The following is a 24,431-nucleotide window of genomic DNA, read 5'->3' as shown; positions in this document are numbered from 1 at the left end:
GGGCGCCATCCGCCCCCCCTCTCCCGCTCCTGCTACTTCTGCAGCACCGACAGGTCCTCGTCCGCCTCCGGTACCGCCACCGTGCCCCGGTCGTCGGGGAGTGTCTGGACGGTGAAGGCGGGGACGCCGCTCTCGTCGGCCGCCAGGGTGCGGGCCCCGTAGACCGGGCCGCCGGAGACCGGCTCGACCGTGAGGGCGTAGGTGCCCTTGAGGCCGCCGGGGGCCGGGGGCTCGATGTCCTGGGTCGTGCCGGCCTTGATCGTGTACGTCTTCGACGCCGGGGTGCCGCCCTCGCTGCCCGCCGAGGCGGTGACCTTGACCGTGGCGGCGCGGCCGGGGGCGGTCAGGGACAGGGTGCTGCCCTTGGCGCTGTTGTCCGCGGACGTCGCGCGCGTGCCGACCGGGCGGGTGGCCGGGATGAACGCCGTCTCCTGCTTGTCGCCCTTGCCCCGTACGACCCGCAGGGCCGCCACGACCGGCACGGACCGGTCCGTGGGCGTCAGCACCAGGGAGCCCGCCTCGCCGCGGGTGACGTCTCCGAGGTCGACGGCCGTCGTCATGCCGCCCTTGACGTGCACCGTCTCGTGCCCGGCCGGGGTGATCAGCCCGGAGGGGGAGGCGAGGCGCACCTTCAGGTCCGCGTCCTCGTCGCCGGGGGTGAAGGCGACCAGGCGCACGGAGGTGGCGTCCTTGGGGATGCCGGGCAGGACCAGGCTGCCCGACGGGTCCGTGGACGCGGCCAGCCAGTCGCCGCCGAGCTTGTCGTCCAGGGCCTGCACGGAAGCGCCGACGCGTCCGCTGCGGACGTTGACGTGCACGGTGAGGTTGGTCTGCTCCTCGTCCGTGAGCGTGGACAGCAGCACCGGCTCGCTGGAGTGCGGCTGGACGGTGATGCCCTCCCCCACCGGGGACTGAAGGGTGCCGTCCTTGCCGTAGAGCTCGACGTCGACCACGGCGGCCGAGTCGTCGGGGTTCGTCAGGTGGACGTAGTCGGTGCGGTCGGCCTCCGTGCTGGCGCCCGGGAACCAGAAACTCGTGTCCGGAGCCGTGCAGTTGACGCCCTGAAGGCCGCGCCCGGTACCCGCGGCGACCTCCGTGGTCTCCTGGACGGTCCAGCCGGGCGCGAACCTGCCGTCGGCCGTCCCGACGAGTGCGGGCGCTTCGGAACCCGAGCTGTCCCCGGTGGCCGGCTTGCCGGGTTCCTTGGGAGTGAGCACGGGCTTCTCGGACTTGCCCTTGGCCGAAGCCTGGAGTTCGGCCTTGCCGCCGCTGTCCGTGCCCTTCGTGACGGGCGTGAAGGACGTGTAGGACGTCTCGGCGAGGTCGGACGTGCTCGGCGCCGGGCACAGCAGGCTCGTGCGTTCCACGGGCATTTGGGCGGCCGCCTTGGCGGTGGCGTCCGCGCCCGGGGTGTCCGGGGCGGACAGCGCGGCGAATCCGGTGACGGCGGCCAGCGCGGTCACGCCGGCGATCAGGGACAGGGTGGTGCGGTTCACTGCTGGCTCCCGTCGGGACGCTCACTGCCCGTGCCGTGGGGGTGGTGCGGCTCCTGCGCCGGGTCGTACGGGGTGCCGTAGCCCTGCGGGTAGGTCTGGTCGTAGCCCGCCTGGTCGTACGGCGGTGCCTGGGGCGAGCCGCCGTACGCGTACGGGTCGTACTGGCCGCCCTGGTACGGATCCGCCTGGTACTGCCCGCCGTACGCGTCCGCCGGGTACGCGGCGCCCTGGTACTGGTCGCCGTAGCCCGGGTACTCGCCCCCCGGGTGACCCGCGGCTTCCCACTGGCCGTAGTTCTGCTGCTGCGGCACCGCCGCCGGCGGCTGCTCGGGCTGCGGGGGCGGGAACTCCCCCGGACCGGCCGCTTGTTCCGTCAGGGGCTCGGCCTCGGCTTCGGCTTCGGCCTCGGCCTGGGCGCGCAGGCGGCGGGCGCGGCGGCCCTCGCCGGCGACCGCCTGGGCCGGGACGACCGGCTCCTCGGGCATGTCGTCGTCGACGTCGCGGCGCCGGCCGGGCAGGGCGAGCACCACGAGGACGACGGCGAGCAGGCCCTGCGTCCACAGCCACGCGGTGTGGCCGATCGGGTCGTCGTAGGTGACGTCCAGCGTGCCGCCGGTGGCGGGGAGTTCGAAGCCCTGGGCCCAGCCGTCGACCGTGGTGCGGGTCAGCGGCTTGCCGTCCAGCGTGGCGGTCCAGCCGTCGGCGGCGGTGTCGGCGAGGCGCAGCACGCGCCCGTCGGTGCCGGTCGGGATCGTGGTGTGGATGTCGACGGGCCCGGCGGCGACGGGCTGCGGGGTGCCGGATCCGGAGGCGGGGACGATGGCGGCGCGCGCGACCTCCCGGTCGATGCGCCACAGCGCTCCGCCGCTCTGCTGGCTGAGCCGGGTCAGGCCGGGTGTGGCGTCCAGGACGCGGGTGACCTCGCGCGGCGCGCCCTGGTGGACGAGGACGTAGCGCACGGCGAAGCCGCCGAGCTGGCCGGCCTGATCGGCGCCGGAGCCGGCGACGAGGTTGGCGACGACCTTGTCGAGCCTGCTGTTCTCGCCGTCGGCCGCGGCGACCTCGCCGTCGCCGAGGCGGGCGCCGGAGCCTCGCACGAGCACGTAGCCGACGTGGGCGCCGGAGTCGCTGTCGAGGACGAGGGTGCGGGCCTGGTCGCGGCTGCCGCTCTCCTCGGCGACGAACGCGGGGACCTGTGTCGGGTCGCGCCGCTCCAGGGGCCCGTCGGCGCCGCGGATCATCCAGCCGGCGGCGACGAGCAGCGGGCCCGCGGCCGAGGCGAAGGCGATCAGCACGGCGACCGGCTGGCGCCAGCCGAAGCTCTGCTCGGCCACGCGCGCGCGTGCCCCGTCGGCGCCGAGCGCGGCGGCCGCCAGGAGGGCGATGCCGTAGACGAGGGTCGCGGGGCCGGCCCAGGTGGAGCCGTTGGACAGAGCGGCGAAGACGAAGCCCACCAGGGCGACCGCCCAGGCCGTCCGGATGCCCGACTGGCGTTCCGCGCGCAGCAGGGCGGCGAGCGCGGCCAGCACGATGCCGATGAGCATCAGGCCGCTGACGGTGCCGGGGCCGCCGGGGCTCGCGCCGAGCAGGTCGAGGGCGGAGGCGGAGCCGGCTCCGTACTCCAGGCCTGCCTGCTGGAAGAAGCCGAACGGGAGCAGCGACAGCGACCAGGGCGCGAGGACCAGCAGGGGCGTGCCGAGCTGGGCGAGGAACCGCGGCCCGTACGCCGCGATGTCCGTCCGGCGTACGGCCAGCAGCCCCACGCCGAGGATCAGCGCGACGGGCCACACGATCGGGGTGAACGCGGTGGTGATGGTCAGCAGCAGTGCGTACGCCCAGGTGGCGCGCCAACTGCCTCGCGCACCCGCCGGGTTCGCCAGGCCACTGGCCGCGATGCCCGCGCGGGCGATGAGCGGCAGCAGCACGGCCAGGACGGCGGTGCCGAGGCGGCCGCCGGCGAGGGCGCCGGTGGCGGCGGGCAGGAAGGCGTAGACGACGGCCGCCCACGCGCGCAGCAGCCGGGACTCGACCAGCGGGCGGGAGGCGAAGTAGGCGGCGACACCGGCCAGCGGCACCGAGCAGACGAGCAGGACGGTGACGGCGAGGCCGGTCGAGCCGAACAGCAGGGACGCCAGCATCGCCACGAGCGCGATGTACGGCGGCGCGGAGGAGGTGCCGCCGGCGCCGACCGGGTGCCAGGCGTCCAGGTAGCGCGCCCACAGCGCGGAGGAGTCGGCCGGGGCGGGCAGCAGGGAGCCGCCCGCGAGCGCGCCGCCGCCGAGGAGTTCACGGCAGGCGAGCAGGGAGACGAGCAGCAGGACGAGGAAGAGCACCGGGCCGGGCTTGCGCGCGATGCGCTTGAGCCGGGCGAACTGCTCGATCTGCAGGAAGTCCGCGTCGTCGCCGCCGGGACCCGACTCGACGGCACCTCCGTGCCGTCCGGCACCGGCGGCGGCCTCGGGGTCGGAGCTGCCGACGAGGTTGCCCGCCACCTGCTCGACGGTCATGCGGACGGTCGCGCCGGGCGGCGGGAACAGCGGCCGCAGCTCGTCCTTGTCGACCTGGGGGGTGCCTCTGCGGCGCCGCCCGGCGAGGATCCGCTCGGGCCGCAGCAGGGTGCCCATGAGGCCGCGGATCTCGTCGACGGCCTGTCCGGGGACCTTGCCGACGAGGTAGGCGACGGTGCGCAGGAGGGTGCCGAGCACGACGCGCAGCAGCACCCAGGGGAGCACGGCCGTGCGTGTGTTGACGAGCAGGCTGTAGACGGCGCCGGCCTTGTCGACCTTGTGCGGGGAGGCGGAGGTGCGGCCCACGCAGTCGACGGCGCGGCGCTCCCGGGAGGCCGCCTCGGCGTGCCGGACGACGGCTTCCGGGGCGATCAGCACGCGGTGGCCCGCGGCGTGCGCGCGCCAGCACAGGTCGAGGTCGTCGCGCATGAGGGGCAGGTGCCGGTCGAAGCCGCCGAGCTGTTCGAAGACGTCGCGGCGGACGAGCATGCCGGCGGTGGACACCGACAGGACGGTCCGGACGTGGTCGTGCTGGCCCTGGTCCTGCTCCCGGCGGTCCAGGCCGGTCCAGCGGCGGCCGGAGTTGGCGATGGAGACGCCGACCTCCAGGAGCTGCCGCCGGTCGTACCAGCCGCGGAGCTTGGGGCCCACGACGGCCACGTCCTCGCGGCCCAGCTCGTACTCGTTGTCCACGACGCGCAGCAGCTGGGCCAGGGCGTCGGGTTCGGGGGCGCAGTCGTCGTGCAGCAGCCACAGCCATTGCACGGGCTCGCCGTGCGGGAGCTCGGGCAGGTCGTAGGCGTCGTCGCGCCACGAGCGCGTGACCGGGTCCCAGCCGCTGGGCCGCTTCAGGTACGGCAGCTGCTCCGGGGTGAGGACCGGGGCGCTGCGGTCGCACTCCTCGACGGCCTGGCCGAAGCCGGTACGGCGGGCGAGGTGCAGCACCCGGTCGGCGCCGAGCGCGTCGGTGACCAGCTGGGCGGAGGCGTCCGCGCTGCCGGTGTCGGCGCCCATCGCGTACTGGACGGGTCGCTCCTGGCCGAGCAGCCCGGCGAGCGCGTCGGGCAGCCAGCGGGCGCCGTCGTGGGAGACGAGGACCGCGGTCACCACATGACGCGGGAACTCGGGCGGGTGGGCCGGGTCGAACGCAGACGCGTGGGCCGGGTCAAACACGGCTGTGGCAGCGGCGTCGTGATGAGCTGCCGGGTGGCTGTGCACGGACATCGAGGTACGGGCCCCGGTTCGGTGGACTGCGGTGGACGCCTGCGACCGGCGGGGGCCGCGGGGCGTCTCGGACGAGCGCCCACACTATCGGCAGTCCAGCAGGGGCGGCGCGCAGCGCCTCGATGAGGGGCGGGGGCCGGGAGACGGGAGGGCAAGGCGGCCCGCCGCCTGTGGATAACCCACCTGCGACGGGCCGTTCACGCACCTCTTGAGTCCGGTCAGACCGCGGCCTTCTTGAGCCGGCGGCGCTCCCGCTCGGACAGGCCGCCCCAGATGCCGAAGCGCTCGTCGTTGGCGAGGGCGTACTCGAGGCACTCGGAGCGGACCTCGCAGGAGAGACAGACCTTCTTGGCCTCCCGGGTCGAGCCGCCCTTCTCGGGGAAGAAGGACTCGGGGTCGGTCTGGGCGCACAGCGCGCGCTCCTGCCAGCCGAGTTCCTCGTCCGCGTCGTCGACCAGCAGTTGCTGCACCAGCTCGGTCATGTGCGCCCCTCGTCTGTTCTTTTCCGCGTCCCCGTGATGTAGCCGTTACCGATTGCGGCTGAACGACACGAGTGAAATTACAAGTGTGCTGCTCCGGGCGAGTCAAGCCGAGATCTGCTATTGAGCCCCTTATTCACTCTGCGGAACCAAGGCCGTGCGGAAAGTGTTCAAATCGGCATAAACCTTGACACGCAGACGGAGCCCGCGAGGGACCCCGCCGTCACCCGGGCCCCGTACGGACCTGTACGGGGGAGGACGCCCAGGAGTTCGATCTCGTTCCGGTACGCGCGTCGAAGCGAATCTGATCACAGTCTGATCACGAGTGCGCAACGAGGTTTGTGCGCCCGGTGGACGCCATGTGTCCCTGCCTGGCCATGAACAAACCTTTCATCTGAGTGAAAGACCGGATGAGGTGAACCTCGTCCCACATACCGGGTGCCGAGTTGACAGTGGAGGTGTGACCCGGTGTCCTAGTGGGCATGCTCGCGAACTCGGCACTCACCTCGACCCGCACCGCCGGGTCCCACGGTGCTGCCCGCGCTCGCTGTAGCTGTTGCTGTTCCAGCTGTTGAGCCACACCCGCTCCAGCTGAAGGCCGGGCCACCAGTCCCCCGGCTCCCGTTCCCTCTGACCCACTTCACTGAGGAACCACCGCACCCCATGAACAGCGACAGCGACCTCCAGATCGCCGGCGACATCCTCGAAGTACCGCACCTGCTCCAGGTGGAGCGCGAACACCCGGCCACCGTGGCCGAGTTCGTCGGACTCGCCCGCTCCATCGCCGACGACCGCTCCCAGTGGGAGCACCTCGTCCGCTACGACGCGGCCAGCCGCTGGTACCACCGGCTGCGCACCGGCCCGGGCTACGAGGTGTGGCTGCTGTCCTGGGTGCCCGGGCAGGGCAGCGGGCTGCACGACCACGGCCGCTCCTCCGGAGTGCTGACCGTGCTGGACGGCACGCTGACGGAGCGCACGGAACGGGGCACACGCGCGTTGCGGGCGGGCGCGCAGCGCGTGTTCGCGCCGGGGTATGTACACGAGGTGGTGAATGACGCACTCGAGTCGGCGGTGAGTCTGCACGTCTACTACCCGGGGCTGACGCAGATGCCGATGCACGCCACCCCGCACTGCGAGGCCCAGGGCGTACCGGAAGCCCTGACTACCTGACCCACTGTCGTAGGCGCCTGCCAGACTGGCTCCCATGCGCATTGTGGTTCTGGCAGGCGGCATCGGTGGTGCCCGGTTCCTGCGTGGTCTGAAGCGGGCCGTGCCGGACGCGGACATCACGGTCATCGGCAACACCGGGGACGACATCCACCTCTTCGGGCTGAAGGTCTGCCCGGACCTCGACACGGTGATGTACACGCTCGGCGGCGGCATCAACGAGGAGCAGGGCTGGGGTCGTACGGACGAGAGCTTCCATCTCAAGGAGGAGCTCGCGGCGTACGGCGTCGGGCCCGAGTGGTTCGGTCTGGGCGACCGGGACTTCGCCACGCACATCGTGCGGACGCAGATGATCGGCGCCGGGTTCCCGCTGAGCGCGGTGACCGAGGCGCTGTGCGAGCGCTGGAAGCCGGGCGTGCGGCTGATCCCGATGTCCGACGACCGCGTGGAGACCCACGTGGCGGTCGAGGTCGACGGCGAGCGCAAGGCGGTCCACTTCCAGGAGTACTGGGTGCGGCTGCGCGCCTCGGTGCCCGCCGAGGCGATCGTGCCGGTGGGCGCCGACCAGGCGAAGCCCGCTCCGGGTGTCCTGGAGGCCATCGCCGAGGCGGACGTGATCCTCTTCCCGCCGTCCAACCCGGTCGTGTCGATCGGCACGATCCTCGCCGTGCCCGGCATCCGGGAGGCGATCGCCGACGCCGGGGTGCCGGTGATCGGCCTGTCCCCCATCGTCGGTGACGCGCCCGTGCGGGGCATGGCCGACAAGGTGCTGGCCGCCGTGGGCGTCGAGTCGACCGCGGCCGCGGTGGCCGAGCACTACGGCTCGGGCCTGCTGGACGGCTGGCTCGTGGACACGGTGGACGCGGGCGCGGTGCAGCAGGTCGAGGCGGCCGGGGTGCGCTGCCGGGCCGTGCCGCTGATGATGACCGACACCGACGCGACCGCGCGGATGGCCCGCGAGGCGCTGGCCCTGGCGGAGGAGGTGCGGGGCGCATGAGCGGCGAGGGTGCCGAGGGGTACAGAGTCTGGGCCGTGGCCGGGCTGCCCGAGATCGCGGCCGGGGACGATCTGGCCAAGCTGATCGCGGCCGCCGAGCCCGGTCTGGCCGACGGGGACGTGCTGCTCGTCACCTCGAAGATCGTGTCCAAGGCGGAGGGCCGGGTCGTTCAGGCCGCCGACCGGGAGGCGGCCATCGACGCGGAGACGGTACGGGTGGTGGCCCGGCGCGGCGCCCTCCGGATCGTCGAGAACCGGCAGGGCCTGGTCATGGCCGCGGCCGGGGTCGACGCGTCCAACACCCCCTCCGGGACCGTGCTGTTGCTGCCCGAGGACCCGGACGCGTCCGCCCGGGCGATCCGTGACGGGCTGCGCGACGCCCTCGGCGTCGAGGTCGGTGTCGTCGTCACCGACACGTTCGGGCGGCCCTGGCGCGCGGGGCTCACGGATGTCGCGATCGGCGCCGCCGGAGTGCGCGTACTCGACGATCTGCGCGGGGGCGCGGACGCGCACGGCAATCCGCTCAGCGCCACCGTCGTCGCCACGGCCGACGAACTCGCCTCCGCGGGCGACCTGGTCAAGGGCAAGGCCGCCGGACTGCCCGTGGCCGTCGTGCGCGGGCTCCCGGACCTGGTCGCCGGGGACGAGGACGGCGAGGGGGCGCGGGCCATGGTGCGCGTCGCGCGCGACGACATGTTCCGCCTCGGCACGTCGGAGGCGGTACGGCTGGCGGTGACCCAGCGGCGTACGGTCCGGGCGTTCACGGACGAGCCCGTCGACCCCGGTGCCGTACGGCGGGCGGTGGCCGCTGCCGTGACGGCTCCGGCGCCGCACCACACCACTCCGTGGCGGTTCGTGCTGCTGGAGTCCGAGGAGTCGCGGACGCGGCTGCTCGACGCGATGCGGGACGCCTGGATCGCCGATCTGCGGCGGGACGGCAAGACGGAGGAGTCCATCGCCAAGCGGGTACGGCGCGGGGACGTCCTGCGGAACGCGCCGTATCTGGTCGTGCCGTGCCTGGTCATGGACGGGTCGCACACGTACGGGGACGCGCGGCGCGACGGGGCCGAGCGGGAGATGTTCGTCGTCGCCGCCGGCGCCGGCGTGCAGAACCTCCTGGTCGCGCTGGCCGGCGAGCGGCTGGGGTCGGCGTGGGTGTCGTCGACGATGTTCTGCCGGGACGTGGTGCGCGAGGCGCTGGGGCTGCCGGCGGACTGGGATCCGATGGGCGCGGTGGCGGTCGGGCATCCCGCGGAGGAACCGCGGCAGCGGCCGGAGCGGGACGCGGGGGCGTTCATCGAGGTGCGGTGAGGGGCGTGGGGCGGCGTCTACGCTCGTAGGGCCGCCTCCCTCCGCGTTCCAGGACATCGAGGACTTCATTCATGGCAGGACGGTTCGCTCCCCGGCCCACCCGTACGACCGTGCGCGGCGGGCATGTCGCCGTGGGCGCGGGCGTGCCCCGGCAGGCGGCGGGGCCGGGGCGGGTGCGGGACCATGTGCCGGACGGGCCGCTGGATCTCGGTCTTGTGCTCGGGCCGCTGCGGCGCGGGCCGGGTGATCCGACGTTCCGGACGACGCCGGACGGGTCGGTGTGGCGGACCGCTCTCACGCCCGCCGGGCCCGGGACGCTACGGGTGCAGGCGTCCGGCGGCGGGGTGCGCGGGGAGGCCTGGGGGCCCGGGGCCGAGTGGCTGCTGGAGCGGTTGCCCGAGCTGCTCGGGGCCGCCGATGATCCGTCCGCGTTCGTGCCGCGGCACCGGCTGGTGGCGTCGGCCCGGCATCGGCGGCCGGGGCTGCGGCTGACGCGCAGCGGGCTGGTGCTGGAGTCGCTGATTCCGTCGATTCTCGAGCAGAAGGTCACGACCGATGAGGCGTACCGGGCGTGGCGGTTGCTGGTGCGGAAGTTCGGGGAACCGGCGCCGGGGCCCGTGCCCGGGCCGATGCATGTGATGCCGGGGCCTCGGACGTGGGCGTTGATTCCGTCGTGGGAGTGGCACCGGGCCGGGGTCGACAACAAGCGGGCGTCGACGATCCTGCGTGCGGTGCGGGTGGCCGGGCGGTTGGAGGAGGCGGCCGGGATGGAGCCGGGGGCGGCCCGGGCGCGGCTGGAGCTGGTGCCGGGGGTCGGGCCGTGGACGTCGGCGGAGACGGTGCAGCGGAGTCATGGGGCGGCGGACGAGGTGACGACGGGGGATCTGCATCTGCCGCGGATCGTGGGGTGGGCGTTGGGCGGGGATCGGGATGCGGATGACTCCGTGATGCTGGAGTTGTTGGAGCCGTATGCGGGGCAGCGGCATCGGGCGGCTCGGTTGGTGCTGTTGAGTGGGCGGGTGCCTGGGCGGCGGGCGCCGAAGATGCCGCGGTGGGATATCGGGGGTTTGTGAGGTTCTGTCTGTTGCTGCGTGCTCGGCGTTGATGCTGGGGGCGGGGCGTTTCGCAGCCCGGCGGTGCGGGGTGCCGCTCTCTGTGGACGGGTGCCGCCCCCAGCGGCACGCATGCCCGCAGCGGGGGCGGCACGCATGCCCGGCGCGGGGTGGTTACTGGTCCGAGGAGAAGCGGACCGCTCCTGCTGGGATCTTGGCGTCGCACCAGATGCGGGTGCCCTCCAGGAGTTCGTTGTCGGGGCCGATGGTCGCGCCGTCGCCTATGACCGTGCCGGTGAGGACGGTGCGTTGGCCGACTCGGGCCCGGGCGCCTATGAGGGAGTCGGTGACGACCGCGCCGGGTTCGATCACGGCACCCGGCATGACCGTGCTGCCGAAGACCCGCGCGCCCTCGGCGACGAAGGCGCCCTCCCCCACCACCGTGCCGCCCGACAGCTTGGCGTCGGCCGCGACCGTCGCCGTCGGCAGCACCAGGCGGTCGCCGCAGCGGCCGGGGACGGCGGGCGACGGGGCCCGGCCGAGGACCAGGTCCGCCGAGCCCCGGACGAACGCGGCCGGTGTGCCGAGGTCCAGCCAGTACGTCGAGTCGACCATGCCCTGGAGGTGGGCTCCGGCGGAGAGGAGGTCGGGGAAGGTCTCCCGTTCCACCGACACCGGCCGGCCCTGCGGGATCGTGTCGATGACCGAGCGGCGGAAGACGTACGCCCCCGCGTTGATCTGGTCGGTGACGATCTCCTCGGGCGTCTGCGGCTTCTCCAGGAACGCCAGGACCCTGCCCGTGTCGTCCGTGGGGACCAGACCGTAGGCACGCGGGTCCGTGACCTTCGTGAGGTGCAGGGAGACGTCCGCGCCCGTCGACTCGTGGGTGTCCACCAGGGCCCGGATGTCCAGGCCCGTCAGGATGTCGCCGTTGAAGATCAGGACCGGGTCGTCGGGGCCGGAGCGCAGCCGGGAGGCGACGTTGCGGATGGCGCCGCCCGTGCCGAGGGGCTCCTCCTCCGTCACGTACTCCAGATGCAGGCCCAGCGCGGACCCGTCACCGAAGTACGGCTCGAAGACCTCGGCCAGATACGACGTGGCCAGGACGATGTGCTCGACGCCCGCCGCTCTCGCTCTCGCCAGCTGGTGCGTGAGGAAGGGCACCCCGGCCGCCGGGACCATGGGCTTGGGCGTGTGCACCGTGAGCGGGCGCAGCCGGGTGCCCTTGCCACCGACCAGGAGGATCGCTTCAGTCACGTGTCGTCTCTGCTTCCTGCCGGGACCGGCCGAACTGTCTTTCGGCCGGTCAGTGTATGCAGACCGTTCCGTGGCGCCTTCGCTGGCCGTGCGGCATTCCGGCCCCTCGTTCTCAGCGGCCCTGGTAGCGGGCCGCCGTGGAGCGGGCCGAGCCGAGCTTGCCGTAGAGCTTCCGTCCCGGGCAGGCCGTCTTGAAGCCGTCCCGGTGACCGGAGATCACGTTCAGTCGTACCTTCTTACCCTTGCGGTGGAGATTGCTGCCAGCCGACTTCAGGTTGGTCTTGCCCCGCGGGTTCATCCCGTACAGGCCCAGCTTCCACGCCGTGACGCGGGCGATGGCCTTGACGGCGGCGGACGACGGCTTCTTGGATCCGTACGATCCGAGGACGGCGATGCCCATGCTGTTGCTGTTGAAACCAAGGGTGTGCGCGCCGAGGACCGGCCTCGCCACGCCACCCGCGCGGCCCTCGTAGATCTTTCCGCACTTGTCGATGAGGAAGTTGTAGCCGACATCCCGCCAGCCCATGCTCTTGACGTGGTAGCGGTAGATACTGCGGATGAGTGACGGGGACTGCGAGCAGTTGTACTTGTTGCCGCTGGCGGTGTGGTGCACGAAGGCCGCCTTGACCTTCTTCGTGTAGACGAATTTCCGCTCCCGCAGCCCCTCGTTCGCGCCCCAGCCGCGCCGCGTGACGATCCGCGGGCGCGGGCCGACGTACGGCTTCGCCCGCTGCCGGTCCACCGAACCTCCGGCACGGAGCGTGTAGAACTCGCGCTCGGTCGCCGCGCGGCCCAGTGCCCTGATCTCGGTGGCGCCGAGGGGGGCGAGGTCCGCGTTGGCGGCGGAGGCGTCGGTGGCGGCCGAGGTCTCGGTGTTCAGACCGCCGGTGCGGGGGCTGTCCACGGGACCGCCGGGCAGTGCCTCGTCGCCCTCGCCGGGGTCGACGAGTTCCAGACGGAGGCCTGAGGGCAGCGGGGGCGCGGCGACCGCGACGCTGCGGCCGCCGGTGCCCTGGAGTTCCGAACGGACCCGGAGTTCCACGCCGTCGGAGTCGCCCACCCACAGCGGGGCCGTGGCGCCCCGGACGCGGCCCGAGGTGCTCTCGGGGGTGTCCAGGTCGGCCGCGTGGTCGGCGTTGTGCGTCTCCACGACCTGCCAGCCCGACCAGGTGCCGGTGCCGGCGGCGCGGGTGCGGACATGGACGCGGCCGTGCAGTTCGGCACGGGGGTCGTCCCAGATGACGCCGACGAGGGAGAAGCGGCGTGCGGCACGGCGGGACAGGCCCTGTTCGGCGGCGGCCGAGGCGGAGGCGGTGGCGGAGGGGGTGGCTCGGTTGCGGGTGAGGGGTTCGAGGGGGAGGGACTGGGTGCTGCCGGCGGCGGACGGTTCGGCCGCGCGCCGGTCGGTCGGGGTCGGGTCGGGCGTCCCCGCGTGGGGCGCGGGTCTCGCGGCCGTGGCGACCTCGGTGGTCGGCACCGGTCTCGCCGTCGCCGCGAGGGCGGGCGGAGTGAGGGGAAGGGCCAGAGCGGCCGCACAGGTGACACCGATCGAGGAAGCAAGGAATCCACGCATGCCCCTGATCTTGGACATAGTCGTATAAGTCTGTCCATTTGGGAGTTGACGGACTGTCGGCCGGGATTCGGCCGAACCGGTGGTGAACGCGGGGCGGGGCGGCGGCCGGGGCGTTGGGTGGAGGCCGGGGTGCCGCGTACCCTTGCGCGGGTGAACGCCACCGATCGCACCCCCGCCGACCTGCTGGGTTCCGCGCTCGCCGCGGATCCGGGACGCCCCCTGGTGACCTTCTACGACGACGCCACGGGCGAACGTGTCGAACTGTCCGTGGCCACCTTCGCCAATTGGGTGGCCAAGACCTCGAACCTGCTCCAGGACGAGCTGTCCGTCGAGCCCGGGGACCGGGTCGCGCTGCTGCTGCCCGCGCACTGGCAGACGGCGGTGTGGTTGCTCGCGTGCGCGTCGGTCGGCGTGGTCGCGGACGTGTCCGGGGACGCCCGGGCCGCAGATGTCGTCGTGAGCGGGCCGGACGGGCTGGAGGCGGGCCGGGCGTGTTCCGGGGCGCGGATCGCGATGGCGCTGCGGCCGCTCGGGGGGCGGTTCCCGCAGGCTCCCGAGGGGTTCGTCGACTACGCGGTGGAGGTGCCGGGGCAGGGCGACCGGTTCGTGCCGTACGCGCCCGTGGATCCGGAGGAGCCGGCGCTGATCGTGGCGGGGCGGGAGTTCACCGGGGCCGAGGTGGTGGAGCGGGCTCGGGCGGGGGCGACCGGGCTGGGACTGACCGGGCCCGGGTCGCGGATTCTGTCGGGGTTGCCGTACGACACGTGGGAGGGGTTGAACGCGGGGTTGTACGGGCCGTTGGCCACGGGGGGTTCCGTGGTGCTGTGCCGGAATCTGGAGCTGGCGGGGGACGGGGTGCTGGACAAGCGGGTGGAGAGTGAGCGGGTTACGGCGCTGGCCCGGTAGGCCGATTTCCCGTGCCGAGTGTTGGCGCTGGGGGCGGGGGATTTCGCAGCCCGGCGTAGCGGGGTGCCGCTGCGCCCACCCGTGCCGCCCTTAGCGGCACGCATGCCCGCAGCGGGGGCGGCGCGCCTGCCCGCAGTTCGGGCGTCCCCCCGTTCGGCCCATCCCGACCCCTCCCCCACGGCCCATCCACGCCACAGTCGTAGGAGCAGTGCGCGCGCACGTTCGTACGACGTGAGGGGTGGTCCCTGTCGTGGCCGACACCGGTGGTGGGTCCTTGCCGAGGCTCGGGCCGGGTGCGGGGGCCTCGGCCAGTGGGCGGGGGCTGGCGCGGCGGCGGCGTCGGCGGTGGGTGCGGTGCACGGCGTTCGGGATCGCCGGCCTCGTCGTGGCGGCCGCCGGGGCCGGATGGGCCGTGTACGCGAAGCTCAGCGGAAACATCACGCCCGACGAGGCGGCGGCGGCCGAGCTCGCGCGGTACGAGAAGGAGCGGCCCACCTCGCTGGTCAGGGACGCGCGGAACATCCTGCTGATCGGCTCGGACTCGCGCGAGGGTGACGACAACGCCCGCTACGGCCGGGACTCCGGGACCGAGCGGTCGGACACCACGATCCTGCTGCACCTGTCCGCGGGCCGGAGCAGCGCCACCGCGGTCTCCCTGCCCCGGGACCTGATGGTGGAGCTGCCGGGCTGCCGGCGCCCGGACGGGTCCCGCAGCGCGCCGCGGTTCGCCATGTTCAACCAGGCCTTCGCCCTGGGCGGTTCGGCCTGCACCATCCGGACCGTCGAGAAGCTCACCGACGTACGCGTCGATCACCACGTCGTCGTGGACTTCCACGGCTTCAAGGAGATGGTCGACGCGGTCGACGGTGTCGAGGTGTGCCTGCGGAAGCCGGTCGACGACCCGGCCGCCAAGCTGAGGCTGCCCGCAGGACGCGTCACACTCAATGGCGAGCAGGCGCTCGGCTACGTCCGCGCCCGCAAGTCCCTCGGCGACGGCAGCGACACGGAGCGGATGGAACGGCAGCAACGATTCCTCGGCGCACTCGTCAACAAGGTGCGCAGCAATGACGTCCTGCTGAATCCGGTGAAGCTGTATCCCGTGCTGGACGCCGCCACGTCCTCTCTCACAACGGACCCGGATCTTGCCAGCCTGCGCGGTTTGTACGAACTCGTGCGCGGCCTGCGCGACATCCCCATGGAACAAGTGCAATTTCTGACCGTCCCCCGGGAGTCGTATGCGTACGACGCCAATCGCGACCAACTCGTGGAGCCCGAGGCGGAGAGGCTGTTCGAGCGGCTGCGCATGGACTCGCCGGTGGTCGTCGCGGGGAACGTTCCGCACGGTTCTGCCCCGTTGAGGCCCACCGAATCGCGTGACGGGTCGTACGGGGATCCGCATCCGGGCCCGTTCACGAAATCCGTCGTCACCGTTTCTCCTCCACCCACGTTCCGCGGGAACACGGCAGCCGAGGACACCTGCGAGTAAAGCGGACACCAAGGCCGCCTCAAGGTAACGCGCTCTTCACCAGGAAATGGGCGAATTGCCCAGGTGTAGGGACGTGGACTTCGTCACCGTCGTCGCTCGGCGCTGAACTGGGCGGTTAGTGTGAGCGACCCCGGTGCGCCCGGCTCTGAGGACGGTTCCTGAGATCCCGCACTGTGTGACCGAGACCGAGCGCCTTGGAGGGGAAGGCGCCGCGTGCCCCGACGGAGGAATCAGACAACCGTGGACGCGCAAAGCCGTGGGCGGGCGGACGACATCGATCCCGCAGACCAGTGGGTGCTCAATCCGAACACCGGCGAATACGAAATGCGACTGCCCGCTTCCGCACCGCAGTCGGGTGTCCCCGGGCCCCGCAAGCCACCGGCCCCCGATACGGACCCGTCGGCGCTCGGCTCCACGCAGCCGCTCGGCCGTTCCGCGGCGCCCGGCCGCGCCAGGCCCGAGACGCCCGGCCGTGCGGTGCCGCCGCCGCGCAGGCGCCGCGGGGCTCCCGCTCCGGAGGAACCGCTGCCGGGGCGGCGCGGTCGCCGGCCCGCCAAGAAGGCCGCGAAGGGCAAGAAGGTCCTGCTGTGGACCGGCGGCGTGATGGCGTTCGTGCTGGTCGCCGGGGCGGGTGCCGCGTACTTCTACATCGAGCACCTGAACGGCAACATCGCGTCGGTCTCCGACGACGGCGCGAGCACCGGTGGCTTCGAGAAGGACAAGGCCATCAACATCGTGCTGATCGGCACCGACAAGCGCACCGGCGCGGGCAACGAGAAGTACGGCGACGCGGGCAGTGTCGGGCACGCCGACACCACGATCCTGCTGCATGTCTCCAAGGACCGTTCGAACGCGACCGCGCTGAGCATCCCCCGTGACCTGATCGTCGACATCCCGGACTGCCCGACCACGCAGGAGGACGGGTCGCAGAAGGTCATCCCGGGCACGCCGCAGACCCGTTTCAACACCAGCCTCGGCCAGGACGGCCGTACCCCCAGCTGCACCATGCGCACCGTGACGGAGCTGACCGGGGTCAAGCCGGACAACTTCATGGTCGCCGACTTCAACGCGGTCAAGACGCTGACCAGCGCGGTCGGCGGGGTCGAGGTCTGTCTGGGCAAGGACATCGACGACCCGGACTCGCACCTCAAGCTGTCGAAGGGCAACCACACCATCGAGGGCGAGCAGGCGCTGGCCTTCGTGCGCACCCGGCACGCGGTCGGGTTCGGCGGCGACCTGAGCCGGATCGGGCTCCAGCAGCAGTTCCTGAGCGCGCTGATGCGCAAGCTGAAGGACAACGACACCCTCACCAGCCCCTCGAAGATGCTCGACCTGGCCGAGGCGGGCACGAAGGCGCTGACCGTCGACTCGCAGCTGTCCAGCATCGGCAAGCTGAAGGACCTCGGTCTCGAGCTGGGCAAGCTCAACACCAAGAACCTGACGTTCGCCACCACCCCGGTGATCGACAACCCGGCGGAGAAGGTCCCGACCACGGTCGTCCTCAACGAGTCGTCGGCCCCGCAGGTCTTCGACATGATCAAGAACGACGTCTCCTTCACCGCGGTCAAGGAAAAGAAGAAGAAGGAAGCCGCCGCGGTGGCCGCCCGGCTCAAGGGCACCAAGTCCGCGGCCTCCGAGGTGCGGGTGCGGATCATGAACGGCGGTGCCGTCGCCGGCAGCGCCCAGGAGACGCTCAGCTGGCTGCAGAACGAGGAGGGCGTGACCAAGTCGGAGAACGCCGGCAACGCCCCCGCCGAGCTGGCCAAGACGACCTTGGAGTACGCCCCCGACCAGGCCGACCAGGCCCGCCGCCTCGCCGACATCATGGGCCTGCCCGGGTCCGCGCTGAAGCCCGGCGAGAGCGTGGAGAACGCCCAGGGCGTGCCCGCGATGACCCTGACCCTCGGCAAGGACTTCAAGGGCGCGGGCTCTTCCCAGACCGCCCCGGCCAAGGCACCGGCGGACGTGGACAAGTCCACGGCGGACAAGGTCGAGTGCGCCGAGTGACCTGAAGGGCCTGGCGTACGTCTCACAGGGCGTACGGCAGGCCTTTTCGGTGACACGGGGGTGGGGGAAGCAGATGGCGCGCAGCAGCGGTGTGTATGGGGAAGGGACAAAACCGGGTGCGGTTCCGCGTGAGCCGGCCCCGGGCAGATCCACCGGGCCGGGCGGCGGGGACGGTCGCAGAGGCCGTCGGGCCCGCCGCGGACGCCGTGTCCTGCGCTGGTCGGCGACCACCCTCTCCCTGGTGGTCCTCGCGACCGCCGGCGCCGGTTACCTCTACTACGAGCACCTGAACGGCAACATCGAGAAGGGCCAGCGCAGCAGCGGCGACTCCAAGGCGCGGCGGGCCGCTCCGAACGCGGCCGGGCAGACGCCCCTGAACATCCTGCTGATCGGCTCCGACAGCCGTAACTCCGACGAGAACGTGAAGCTGGGCGGCGCCAGGAACGACCGCGGCACTCCGCCGCGCGGCGATGTGCAGATGCTCATCCACCTGGCCGCGGACCGCGAGAGCGCCTCCGTGGTGAGCATTCCGCGCGACACCCGGGTCGACATACCCAAGTGCACCGACCCGAAGTCCGGCCGGACGTACCCGCCGGTCAACACGATCATCAACGCCTCGCTGGCCCGGGGCGGAGCGGGCTGCACGCTGGCGACCTGGGAGAACCTCACCGGGGTCTACATCGACCACTGGATGACGATCGACTTCGCGGGCGTGGTGAAGATGGCCGACGCCATCGGTGGGGTCGAGGTGTGCGTGGAGCAGAACGTGTGGGACCGCCCGCTGCCCCGTGTGCCCGGCGGCTCCGGCCTGAAGCTGAAGGCCGGCCGGACGAAGGTCCAGGGCGAGCAGGCCCTCCAGTGGCTGCGCACCCGTCACGCCTGGGGCAGCGACCCGCTGCGGGCCAGGGCGCAGCACATGTACATGAACTCGATGATCCGCACGCTCAAGTCGCAGAACGTCTTCACCGACACCGGCCGGCTGACGGACCTCGCGGAGGCGGCCACCGAGTCGCTGCACGTCTCCGAGGAGATCGGCACGGTGAAGAAGCTGTACGACCTGGGGGCACAGCTGAAGACGGTGCCGACGGACCGCATCACCATGACGACGCTACCCACGGCCGCGGACCCGGAGGACGCCAACCACCTGATCCCGGCCGGCACCGACGCCGACCGGGTGTGGGAGATGATCCGCGACGACGTGCCCTTCGACGGCAAGGGCGGGAAGCCGGGCGCGAAGAAGACGCAGCCCGGGAAGGACGAGAAGGCCTCCCGGGATCCGGCCGCGGCGGACGGCGAGATCGGTGTCCTGGTGCAGAACGCCACGCGCTCCAGCACCCTCGGCCCGGTGAGCGGACGCGCGGGCGCCATCACCCAGTCGCTCGTGGGCCAGGGCTTCACGAAGGCCGTGGCGGACACCTCGGGCGCGCTGGCCGAGGAGCGGACCGTCGTGCGCTATCCCAGCGCCGAGTTGGCGGGCGATGCCCAGCGTGTCGCCAAGTCGCTGGACATTCCGCTGAGTTCGGTGCGGCACTCCACCGCCGTGTCCGGCGTCACGGTCGTCGTGGGCGCCGACTGGCGTACGGGGACGGCGTATCCGAAGCAGCCGGCGCCGAAGGCCGGAGACCTGCCCGGTGACGCGGACGCGCTCAACGGTTCGGACGCCGGTAAGTGCATGAACGTGTACGCGCCCTACCGCTGGTAGAGATTCACAGCTTGGAATTGGGCTGGATTGCCCAAATGTAGGGACGTCGAATTTGTCATTCGGCGCACACCGGCGTTCAACTGGGCGGATAGTGTGAGCGATCCAGTGCTTCTGTGATGACCAAGTACCCGCGCGCCTTCCGGGGGGAGAAGGCGCCGCGTGCCCCGACGGAGGAATCGGACAACCGTGGACGCGCAACGCCGTGGGCGGGGGGAACAGATGGACCCCGCAGACCAGTGGGTACTCAATCCGAACACCGGCGAATACGAACTGCGACTGAATCCATCCGCAGCGCAGTCGCGGACGGCTCCTCGTACCGCCACCGCACGTTCGACACCCGCACGTTCGGCCGCACCCCGTGAGGGGGCTTCCCGTGGGGCCGCTTCCCGTGGGGCCGCCTCCCGTGGGGGCGCGACCCGCACCGACGTTCCGCCGCAGCGCAGGCGGCGCGGTGCTCCCGAGGAGCCGCCGCCGGGGCGCCGCGGTGGGCGCCGGCCGGTGCAGCAGAAGCCGAACAAGGCGAAGAAGGTGCTGCTGTGGACCGGCGGCACGATGGCGTTCGTGCTGGTCGGGGTCAGTGCGGCCGGCTACTTCTACCTCCAGCACCTGGAGGGCAACGTCTCGACGACCGACGTCGGCAGCGCGGGTGCCAGCAACTTCAGCAAGGACGAGGCCTTCAGCGTCCTCATCATCGGTACGGACAAGCGCACCGGTGAGGGCAACGGGGGCTACGGCGACAAGGGCAGCACCGGTCACGCCGACACCACGATCCTGCTGCACGTCGCCAAGGACCGCTCCAACGCGACCGCGCTCAGCATCCCCCGCGACCTGATCGTGAACATCCCCGACTGCCCGACGAAGCTGGAGGACGGCTCGGAGAAGGTCGTCCCGGGGACTCGGGGCGTCCGCTTCAACCGGAGCCTCGGGGAGGGCGGCCGGGACCCGGGCTGCACGATGCGCACGGTGAAGGAGAACACCGGCATCACCGTCGACCACTTCATGATGGCCGACTTCAACGCGGTGAAGACGCTGACGACGGCGGTGGACGGGGTCGACGTCTGCGTGGAGAAGGCCGTCAACGACAAGCAGTCCAAACTCGTCCTGCCCGCGGGCGAGTCGACGGTCGAGGGCGAGCAGGCCCTCGCGTTCGTCCGTACGCGCAAGAGCTTCGGCAACAGCGGCGACCTCGACCGGATCAAGGTGCAGCAGCAGTTCCTGGGGTCGCTGATGCGGAAGATGGCCTCCAGCGACACCCTCACGAGTCCCTCGAAGCTGCTGAACCTGGCCGAGGCCGCGACGAAGGCGCTGACCGTGGACCAGGCGATCGGCAGGGTCAGCACGCTCAAGGACGTCGCCCTCGAACTGAAGAAGGTGCCGACGAAGAACATCAGCTTCACGACGGTGCCGGTGGTGGACAACCCGGCGGAGACGGTGAAGGCGACGGTCGTCCTCGACGACTCCAAGGCCCCGCAGGTGTTCGACATGATCGAGAACGACGTGTCGCTCACCGAGGTCAAGCAGCAGGAGAAGCAGGAGAAGGACGCCCAGGCCGCCCGGCTGAAGGGCACCAAGGCCGCGGCCTCCGAGGTACGGGTGCGGATCATGAACGGCGGTGCCGTCGGCGGCAGTGCGCAGACGACCCTCCAGTACCTCCAGGTCGAGGAGGGCGTGACCAAGTCGGAGAACGCCGGCAACGCGCCCGCCGAGCTGGCCAGGACGACCCTCGAGTACGCCCCCGACCAGGCCGACCAGGCCCGCCGCCTCGCCGACATCATGGGGCTGTCCGGGTCCGCAATGAAGCCCGGCGAGAGCGTGACCAACTCCCAGGGCGTGCCCGCGATGACCCTGACCCTCGGCAAGGACTTCAAGGGTGCCGGCGTGAAGCTCAACGCCCCGGCCAAGGCGGCGGACGTGGAGAAGTCCACCGCGGACAAGGTGAAGTGCGCTAGTTGACCCTTTGAGGGCAACTGACAGGCCCGTCGTGCGTCTAACAGGAGGCAGGGCGGGCCTGCTGCATGCGCCGGGGGGCGGAGAGGACCGGGGAAGTGACGCAGAGCGGTGTGCGGGAGGACGGTAAGCGGCAGAGCGTCCGCCACGAACCGGACCCGGGCGAGGAGAAGCCGACGACGGGCAGCCAGTCGCCCGACGGCGAGGACACGTCGACAGGAGACGCGGAGACGCCCGCCGACGAGGGCGGGTCGGCGGGGAGCCCGAGCACGCCCGACATCGACGGCCCTCCGACGGGAAGCGAGAGCGCCCTCGAGGCCGACGACCTGTCGGCGGGAAGCGAGAGCGCCCTCGAGGCCGACGACCTGTCGGCGGAAAGCCCGAGCACCCCCGACACCGACCGCCCTCCGACGGGAAGCAAGAGCACCCCCGACACCGACCGCCCACCGGCGGAAAGCGAGAGCACCCCCGACACCGACCGCCTGTCGACAGGGAGTTCGAGCGCACCAGACGCCGACGACCTGCCGGCGGGAAGCACGAGTACGCCCGGCCGCGACAGCGCATCGGCGACCGCCCCGAACTCACCCGGCGGCGACGGTGGGGAAGGCGGTCGGCGGCGTGGGGGCCGGTTCGCGCGCAGGCGGCGGGTGTTGAAGTGGTCCGCTGTCGTGCTGGCCGTGCTGATACTCGGGACGGCCGGGTCCGGCTACCTCTACTACCGGCATCTCAACGGCAACATCAAGAAGGACACCCTGAACCTCGGCGACGGCAAGGTCGCCGCTCCGACGCCCAACGCAGCCGGGCAGACCCCGCTGAACATCCTGCTCATCGGCTCCGACGCGCGGGACAGCAAGGAGAACCAGAAACTCGGCGGCGCCCGCGAGACGTTCGGCGGCACGCCCCTCGCGGACGTCCAGATGCTGCTGCACCTGTCCGCCGACCGCACCAACATGTCGGTCATCAGCATGCCCCGCGACACCCTCGTGAAGATCCCGAAGTGCACCGACCCGGACGACGGGAAGGTGTACCAGGCGACGCAGGGGCGCACGATGACCAACCAGAGCCTCGGACACGGCGGTCCGGGCTGCGCCGTGGCCACCTGGCAGGAGCTCACCGGCATCCACATCGACCACTTCATCATGGTCGACTTCGCGGGCGTGGTGTCGATGGCCGACGCCGTCGGGGGCGTCCCCGTGTGCGTCGACGCCAACATCCGCTCCCGTACCTCCGACGGCAAGGGCTCGGGCCTGAAACTGGAGAAGGGCACCTCGTACATCCAGGGCGAGCAGGCCCTGCAGTGGCTGCGCACCCGCTACGGCTTCGAGGACGGCAGCGACCTCGCCCGCGCCAAGGCCCAGCACATGTACATGAACGCGATGGTCCGCCAGCTGCGCGACAACATGACCCTGAGCAGCCCGAACAAGCTCCGCAGACTGGCCGAGGAGGCCACCCGGGCCATGACGGTCGACCCCGGACTCGACACCGTCAAGAAGCTCTACGACCTCAGCGACGAGCTGCGCAGGGTGGAGCCGAAGCGCATCACCATGACCACGATGCCCAACCGCTACGTCGGCGCCCGCGTCGAGCCCACGGAGGACGCCGAGCAGCTGTTCCGGCTGGTGCGGGAGGACATCGCCCTGGACGGCAAGGACAAGGCGAAGAAGCCCGCCGCCGAGCAGGCCTCCGCCGACCCGGCCGCCGCCGACGACGAGATCCCCGTCCAGGTCCGCAACGGCACCCGCACCGACACCCTGGCCGCGGCCCGGGGACGCGCCGGCACGGTGGCCGGCCTGCTGAAGGAGGAGGGCTTCACCCAGGCCGTCGCCGACACCAACGGGTCGTGGACCGAGGACAGGACCGTCGTCCGCTACCCGAGCGCCGACCTGGAGGGCGACGCCCAGCGTCTCGCCAAGGCCCTGGGCATCCCGCTGAGTTCGGTGCAGCGGTCCACCGACGTCTCCGGCATCACCCTCGTCGTGGGCGCCGACTGGCGGGAGGGCACGTCCTACAAGGCGCCCGAGAAGAACGACAGCACCCCGAAGTCGGCCGAGGCGCTCAACGGCGCCGACGACAAGGCCTGCATGCACGTGAACCCGGCGTTCACCTGGGACTGAACGACGACGGGCCCTTTCCCGCTGAGGGAAAGGGCCCGCGTCGACACGCCGGTGACTCAGCTCGCCGAGGCGTCCGCGCGCACCGCCGGCCGACGGCTCGCGATCACCTTGCGGGCCAGCGCCCGCGGACTGGTCAGAAAGCCCCAGCCCCACGACATGTGCATGGTGGCCAGCGCCACGGGAATCTGGAGCCGCGCCTTCAGCGGCAGCCCCTTGCCCGCCGGTACCGAACCGGCGAGGATCGCCGCGAGATAACCGCCGGGCACCACGAAGCCCCACGGGGTCAGCAGCGCGCCCACCACGACCCCGGCCGCGATCGCGCACACGGCGGTCGGCGGGGCGAGGTAGCGCAGGTTGATCGAACCCTCGTGGTACCGGGCGACGACATGCCGCCAGCGGCCGTAGTCCTTGTACTGCTTGGCGAGGGCCTTCACGCTCGGCCGCGGCCGGTACGACACCCTCAGCTCGGGCGAGAACCAGATCAGCCCGCCGGCCTCACGGATGCGGAAGTTCAGCTCCCAGTCCTGGGCGCGGACGAACTCCACGTTGTAGCCGCCCTGCTGCTCCAGGGCCTCGCGCCGGAAGACGCCGAGGTAGACGGTGTCGGCCTGCTGCGCCTGGCCGCCGGTGTGGAACGCGGCGTTGCCGACCCCTATCTTCGAGGTCATCGCGGCGGCGACGGCGTGCTCCCAGTCGTTCTCGCCCTCGGCGTGCATGATGCCGCCGACGTTCTGCGCGCCGGTCTCCTCCAGGAGCCGTACGGCGGTGGCGATGTAGTTCGGCGAGAGGATGCCGTGCCCGTCGACGCGTACGACGATCGGGTGGCGGGAGGCGTTGATCGCCGCGTTCAGGGCGGCCGGCGTACGGCCGGTCGGGTTCGGGACGGTGTGCACACGCGGGTCGTCCGCGACGAGCTGAGCCGCGATCTCGTCCGTGCGGTCCGTGGACGGACCCAGGGCGATCACGACCTCCATCTCGCCGGCGTACTCCTGCGCGAGGATCGCTTGGACTGCTCCCCGCAGATGCCGTTCCTCGTTGAGGACGGGCATGATCACGGAAACGGCGGGGTGGCGCACGTCGGGATTGGCGTTCATAGGGGCCTCACGTTACCGCGAACGGGGGACACCGTTGCGCGCCGCCGGGCCGGTACCGCGGGCTGCAGATCGTATCGGCCTACGGTGTCACGGATCCCACGTACGGCCCTCGT

General features: G+C 71.9%; 16 protein-coding genes. 10 read left to right on the top strand and 6 right to left on the bottom strand.

Annotated elements, in window-relative coordinates; genetic code table 11:
• Window positions 1-32 precede the first annotated feature (32 nt).
• From ACZ6I3_RS23255 to ACZ6I3_RS23245, 3 genes are all read right to left on the bottom strand, one after another.
• The gene (locus ACZ6I3_RS23255) at window positions 33-1,496 is read right to left on the bottom strand and encodes a DUF5719 family protein (RefSeq protein WP_469417000.1); all 1,464 of its coding nucleotides are present in this window, start codon (window positions 1,494-1,496) and stop codon (window positions 33-35) included.
• Window positions 1,493-5,227 carry a glycosyltransferase gene (locus ACZ6I3_RS23250; RefSeq protein ID WP_469416999.1) on the bottom strand — a complete coding sequence of 1,245 codons (3,735 nt, stop codon included), beginning with the start codon at window positions 5,225-5,227 and terminating at the stop codon, window positions 1,493-1,495. Before ACZ6I3_RS23250 ends, ACZ6I3_RS23255 begins: the two co-directional genes overlap by 4 nt.
• 218 nt (window positions 5,228-5,445) lie before the next feature.
• On the bottom strand, window positions 5,446-5,709 hold the full coding sequence (locus tag ACZ6I3_RS23245; protein WP_003990679.1) for a WhiB family transcriptional regulator: 264 nt from the start codon (window positions 5,707-5,709) through the stop codon (window positions 5,446-5,448).
• Between the two features lie 660 nt (window positions 5,710-6,369).
• On the opposite strand from ACZ6I3_RS23245, the gene ACZ6I3_RS23240 reads away from it, so the two are divergent.
• The 4 genes from ACZ6I3_RS23240 to ACZ6I3_RS23225 all read left to right on the top strand — a co-directional run bounded on the left by ACZ6I3_RS23240 (window position 6,370) and on the right by ACZ6I3_RS23225 (window position 10,253).
• Window positions 6,370-6,876 carry a cysteine dioxygenase gene (locus tag ACZ6I3_RS23240; RefSeq protein WP_469416998.1) on the top strand — a complete coding sequence of 169 codons (507 nt, stop codon included), beginning with the start codon at window positions 6,370-6,372 and terminating at the stop codon, window positions 6,874-6,876.
• Between the two features lie 34 nt (window positions 6,877-6,910).
• Window positions 6,911-7,870, top strand: a complete 960-nt coding sequence (cofD, locus tag ACZ6I3_RS23235) for a 2-phospho-L-lactate transferase (RefSeq protein ID WP_469416997.1) — start codon at window positions 6,911-6,913, stop codon at window positions 7,868-7,870.
• Window positions 7,867-9,180: a coenzyme F420-0:L-glutamate ligase gene (locus ACZ6I3_RS23230; RefSeq protein WP_469416995.1), complete on the top strand. Its 1,314-nt coding sequence runs from the start codon at window positions 7,867-7,869 to the stop codon at window positions 9,178-9,180. Before cofD ends, ACZ6I3_RS23230 begins: the two co-directional genes overlap by 4 nt.
• Window positions 9,181-9,251: 71 nt before the next feature.
• Window positions 9,252-10,253 (top strand): DNA-3-methyladenine glycosylase family protein, encoded by a 1,002-nt coding sequence (locus ACZ6I3_RS23225; RefSeq protein ID WP_469416994.1) that lies wholly within the window; start codon window positions 9,252-9,254, stop codon window positions 10,251-10,253.
• Between the two features lie 153 nt (window positions 10,254-10,406).
• On the opposite strand, the gene manB is transcribed toward ACZ6I3_RS23225, so the two are convergent.
• Together manB and ACZ6I3_RS23215 are read right to left on the bottom strand one after the other, a co-directional pair.
• Window positions 10,407-11,489: a mannose-1-phosphate guanylyltransferase gene (gene manB / locus ACZ6I3_RS23220; RefSeq protein WP_469416992.1), complete on the bottom strand. Its 1,083-nt coding sequence runs from the start codon at window positions 11,487-11,489 to the stop codon at window positions 10,407-10,409.
• Window positions 11,490-11,601: 112 nt separating this feature from the next.
• Window positions 11,602-13,062, bottom strand: coding sequence for a peptidoglycan recognition protein family protein (locus ACZ6I3_RS23215; protein ID WP_469416991.1), 1,461 nt, complete (start codon window positions 13,060-13,062; stop codon window positions 11,602-11,604).
• A gap of 150 nt (window positions 13,063-13,212) precedes the next feature.
• On the opposite strand from ACZ6I3_RS23215, the gene ACZ6I3_RS23210 reads away from it, so the two are divergent.
• The 6 genes from ACZ6I3_RS23210 to ACZ6I3_RS23185 all read left to right on the top strand — a co-directional run bounded on the left by ACZ6I3_RS23210 (window position 13,213) and on the right by ACZ6I3_RS23185 (window position 23,224).
• Window positions 13,213-13,968: a TIGR03089 family protein gene (locus ACZ6I3_RS23210; RefSeq protein ID WP_469416989.1), complete on the top strand. Its 756-nt coding sequence runs from the start codon at window positions 13,213-13,215 to the stop codon at window positions 13,966-13,968.
• A gap of 250 nt (window positions 13,969-14,218) precedes the next feature.
• Window positions 14,219-15,454: an LCP family protein gene (locus tag ACZ6I3_RS23205; protein ID WP_469416988.1), complete on the top strand. Its 1,236-nt coding sequence runs from the start codon at window positions 14,219-14,221 to the stop codon at window positions 15,452-15,454.
• Window positions 15,455-15,694: 240 nt separating this feature from the next.
• A complete protein-coding gene (locus tag ACZ6I3_RS23200; RefSeq protein ID WP_469416986.1) occupies window positions 15,695-17,461 on the top strand; it encodes an LCP family protein in 1,767 nt (588 codons plus the stop codon).
• 73 nt (window positions 17,462-17,534) lie between these two features.
• Window positions 17,535-19,163 (top strand): LCP family protein, encoded by a 1,629-nt coding sequence (locus tag ACZ6I3_RS23195; RefSeq protein ID WP_469416984.1) that lies wholly within the window; start codon window positions 17,535-17,537, stop codon window positions 19,161-19,163.
• Window positions 19,164-19,349: 186 nt separating this feature from the next.
• Window positions 19,350-21,116, top strand: coding sequence for an LCP family protein (locus tag ACZ6I3_RS23190; RefSeq protein WP_469416982.1), 1,767 nt, complete (start codon window positions 19,350-19,352; stop codon window positions 21,114-21,116).
• Between the two features lie 515 nt (window positions 21,117-21,631).
• Window positions 21,632-23,224 carry an LCP family protein gene (locus tag ACZ6I3_RS23185; protein ID WP_469417029.1) on the top strand — a complete coding sequence of 531 codons (1,593 nt, stop codon included), beginning with the start codon at window positions 21,632-21,634 and terminating at the stop codon, window positions 23,222-23,224.
• Window positions 23,225-23,280: 56 nt separating this feature from the next.
• On the opposite strand, the gene ACZ6I3_RS23180 is transcribed toward ACZ6I3_RS23185, so the two are convergent.
• Window positions 23,281-24,318 carry a glycosyltransferase family 2 protein gene (locus tag ACZ6I3_RS23180; protein WP_469416981.1) on the bottom strand — a complete coding sequence of 346 codons (1,038 nt, stop codon included), beginning with the start codon at window positions 24,316-24,318 and terminating at the stop codon, window positions 23,281-23,283.
• Window positions 24,319-24,431: the final 113 nt, after the last annotated feature.

It is taken from the genome of Streptomyces sp. NPDC041940 (assembly GCF_055589465.1).
The sequence above is the reverse complement of the archived record's forward strand: the minus strand, read 5'-3'. Positions and strand labels throughout refer to the sequence as shown.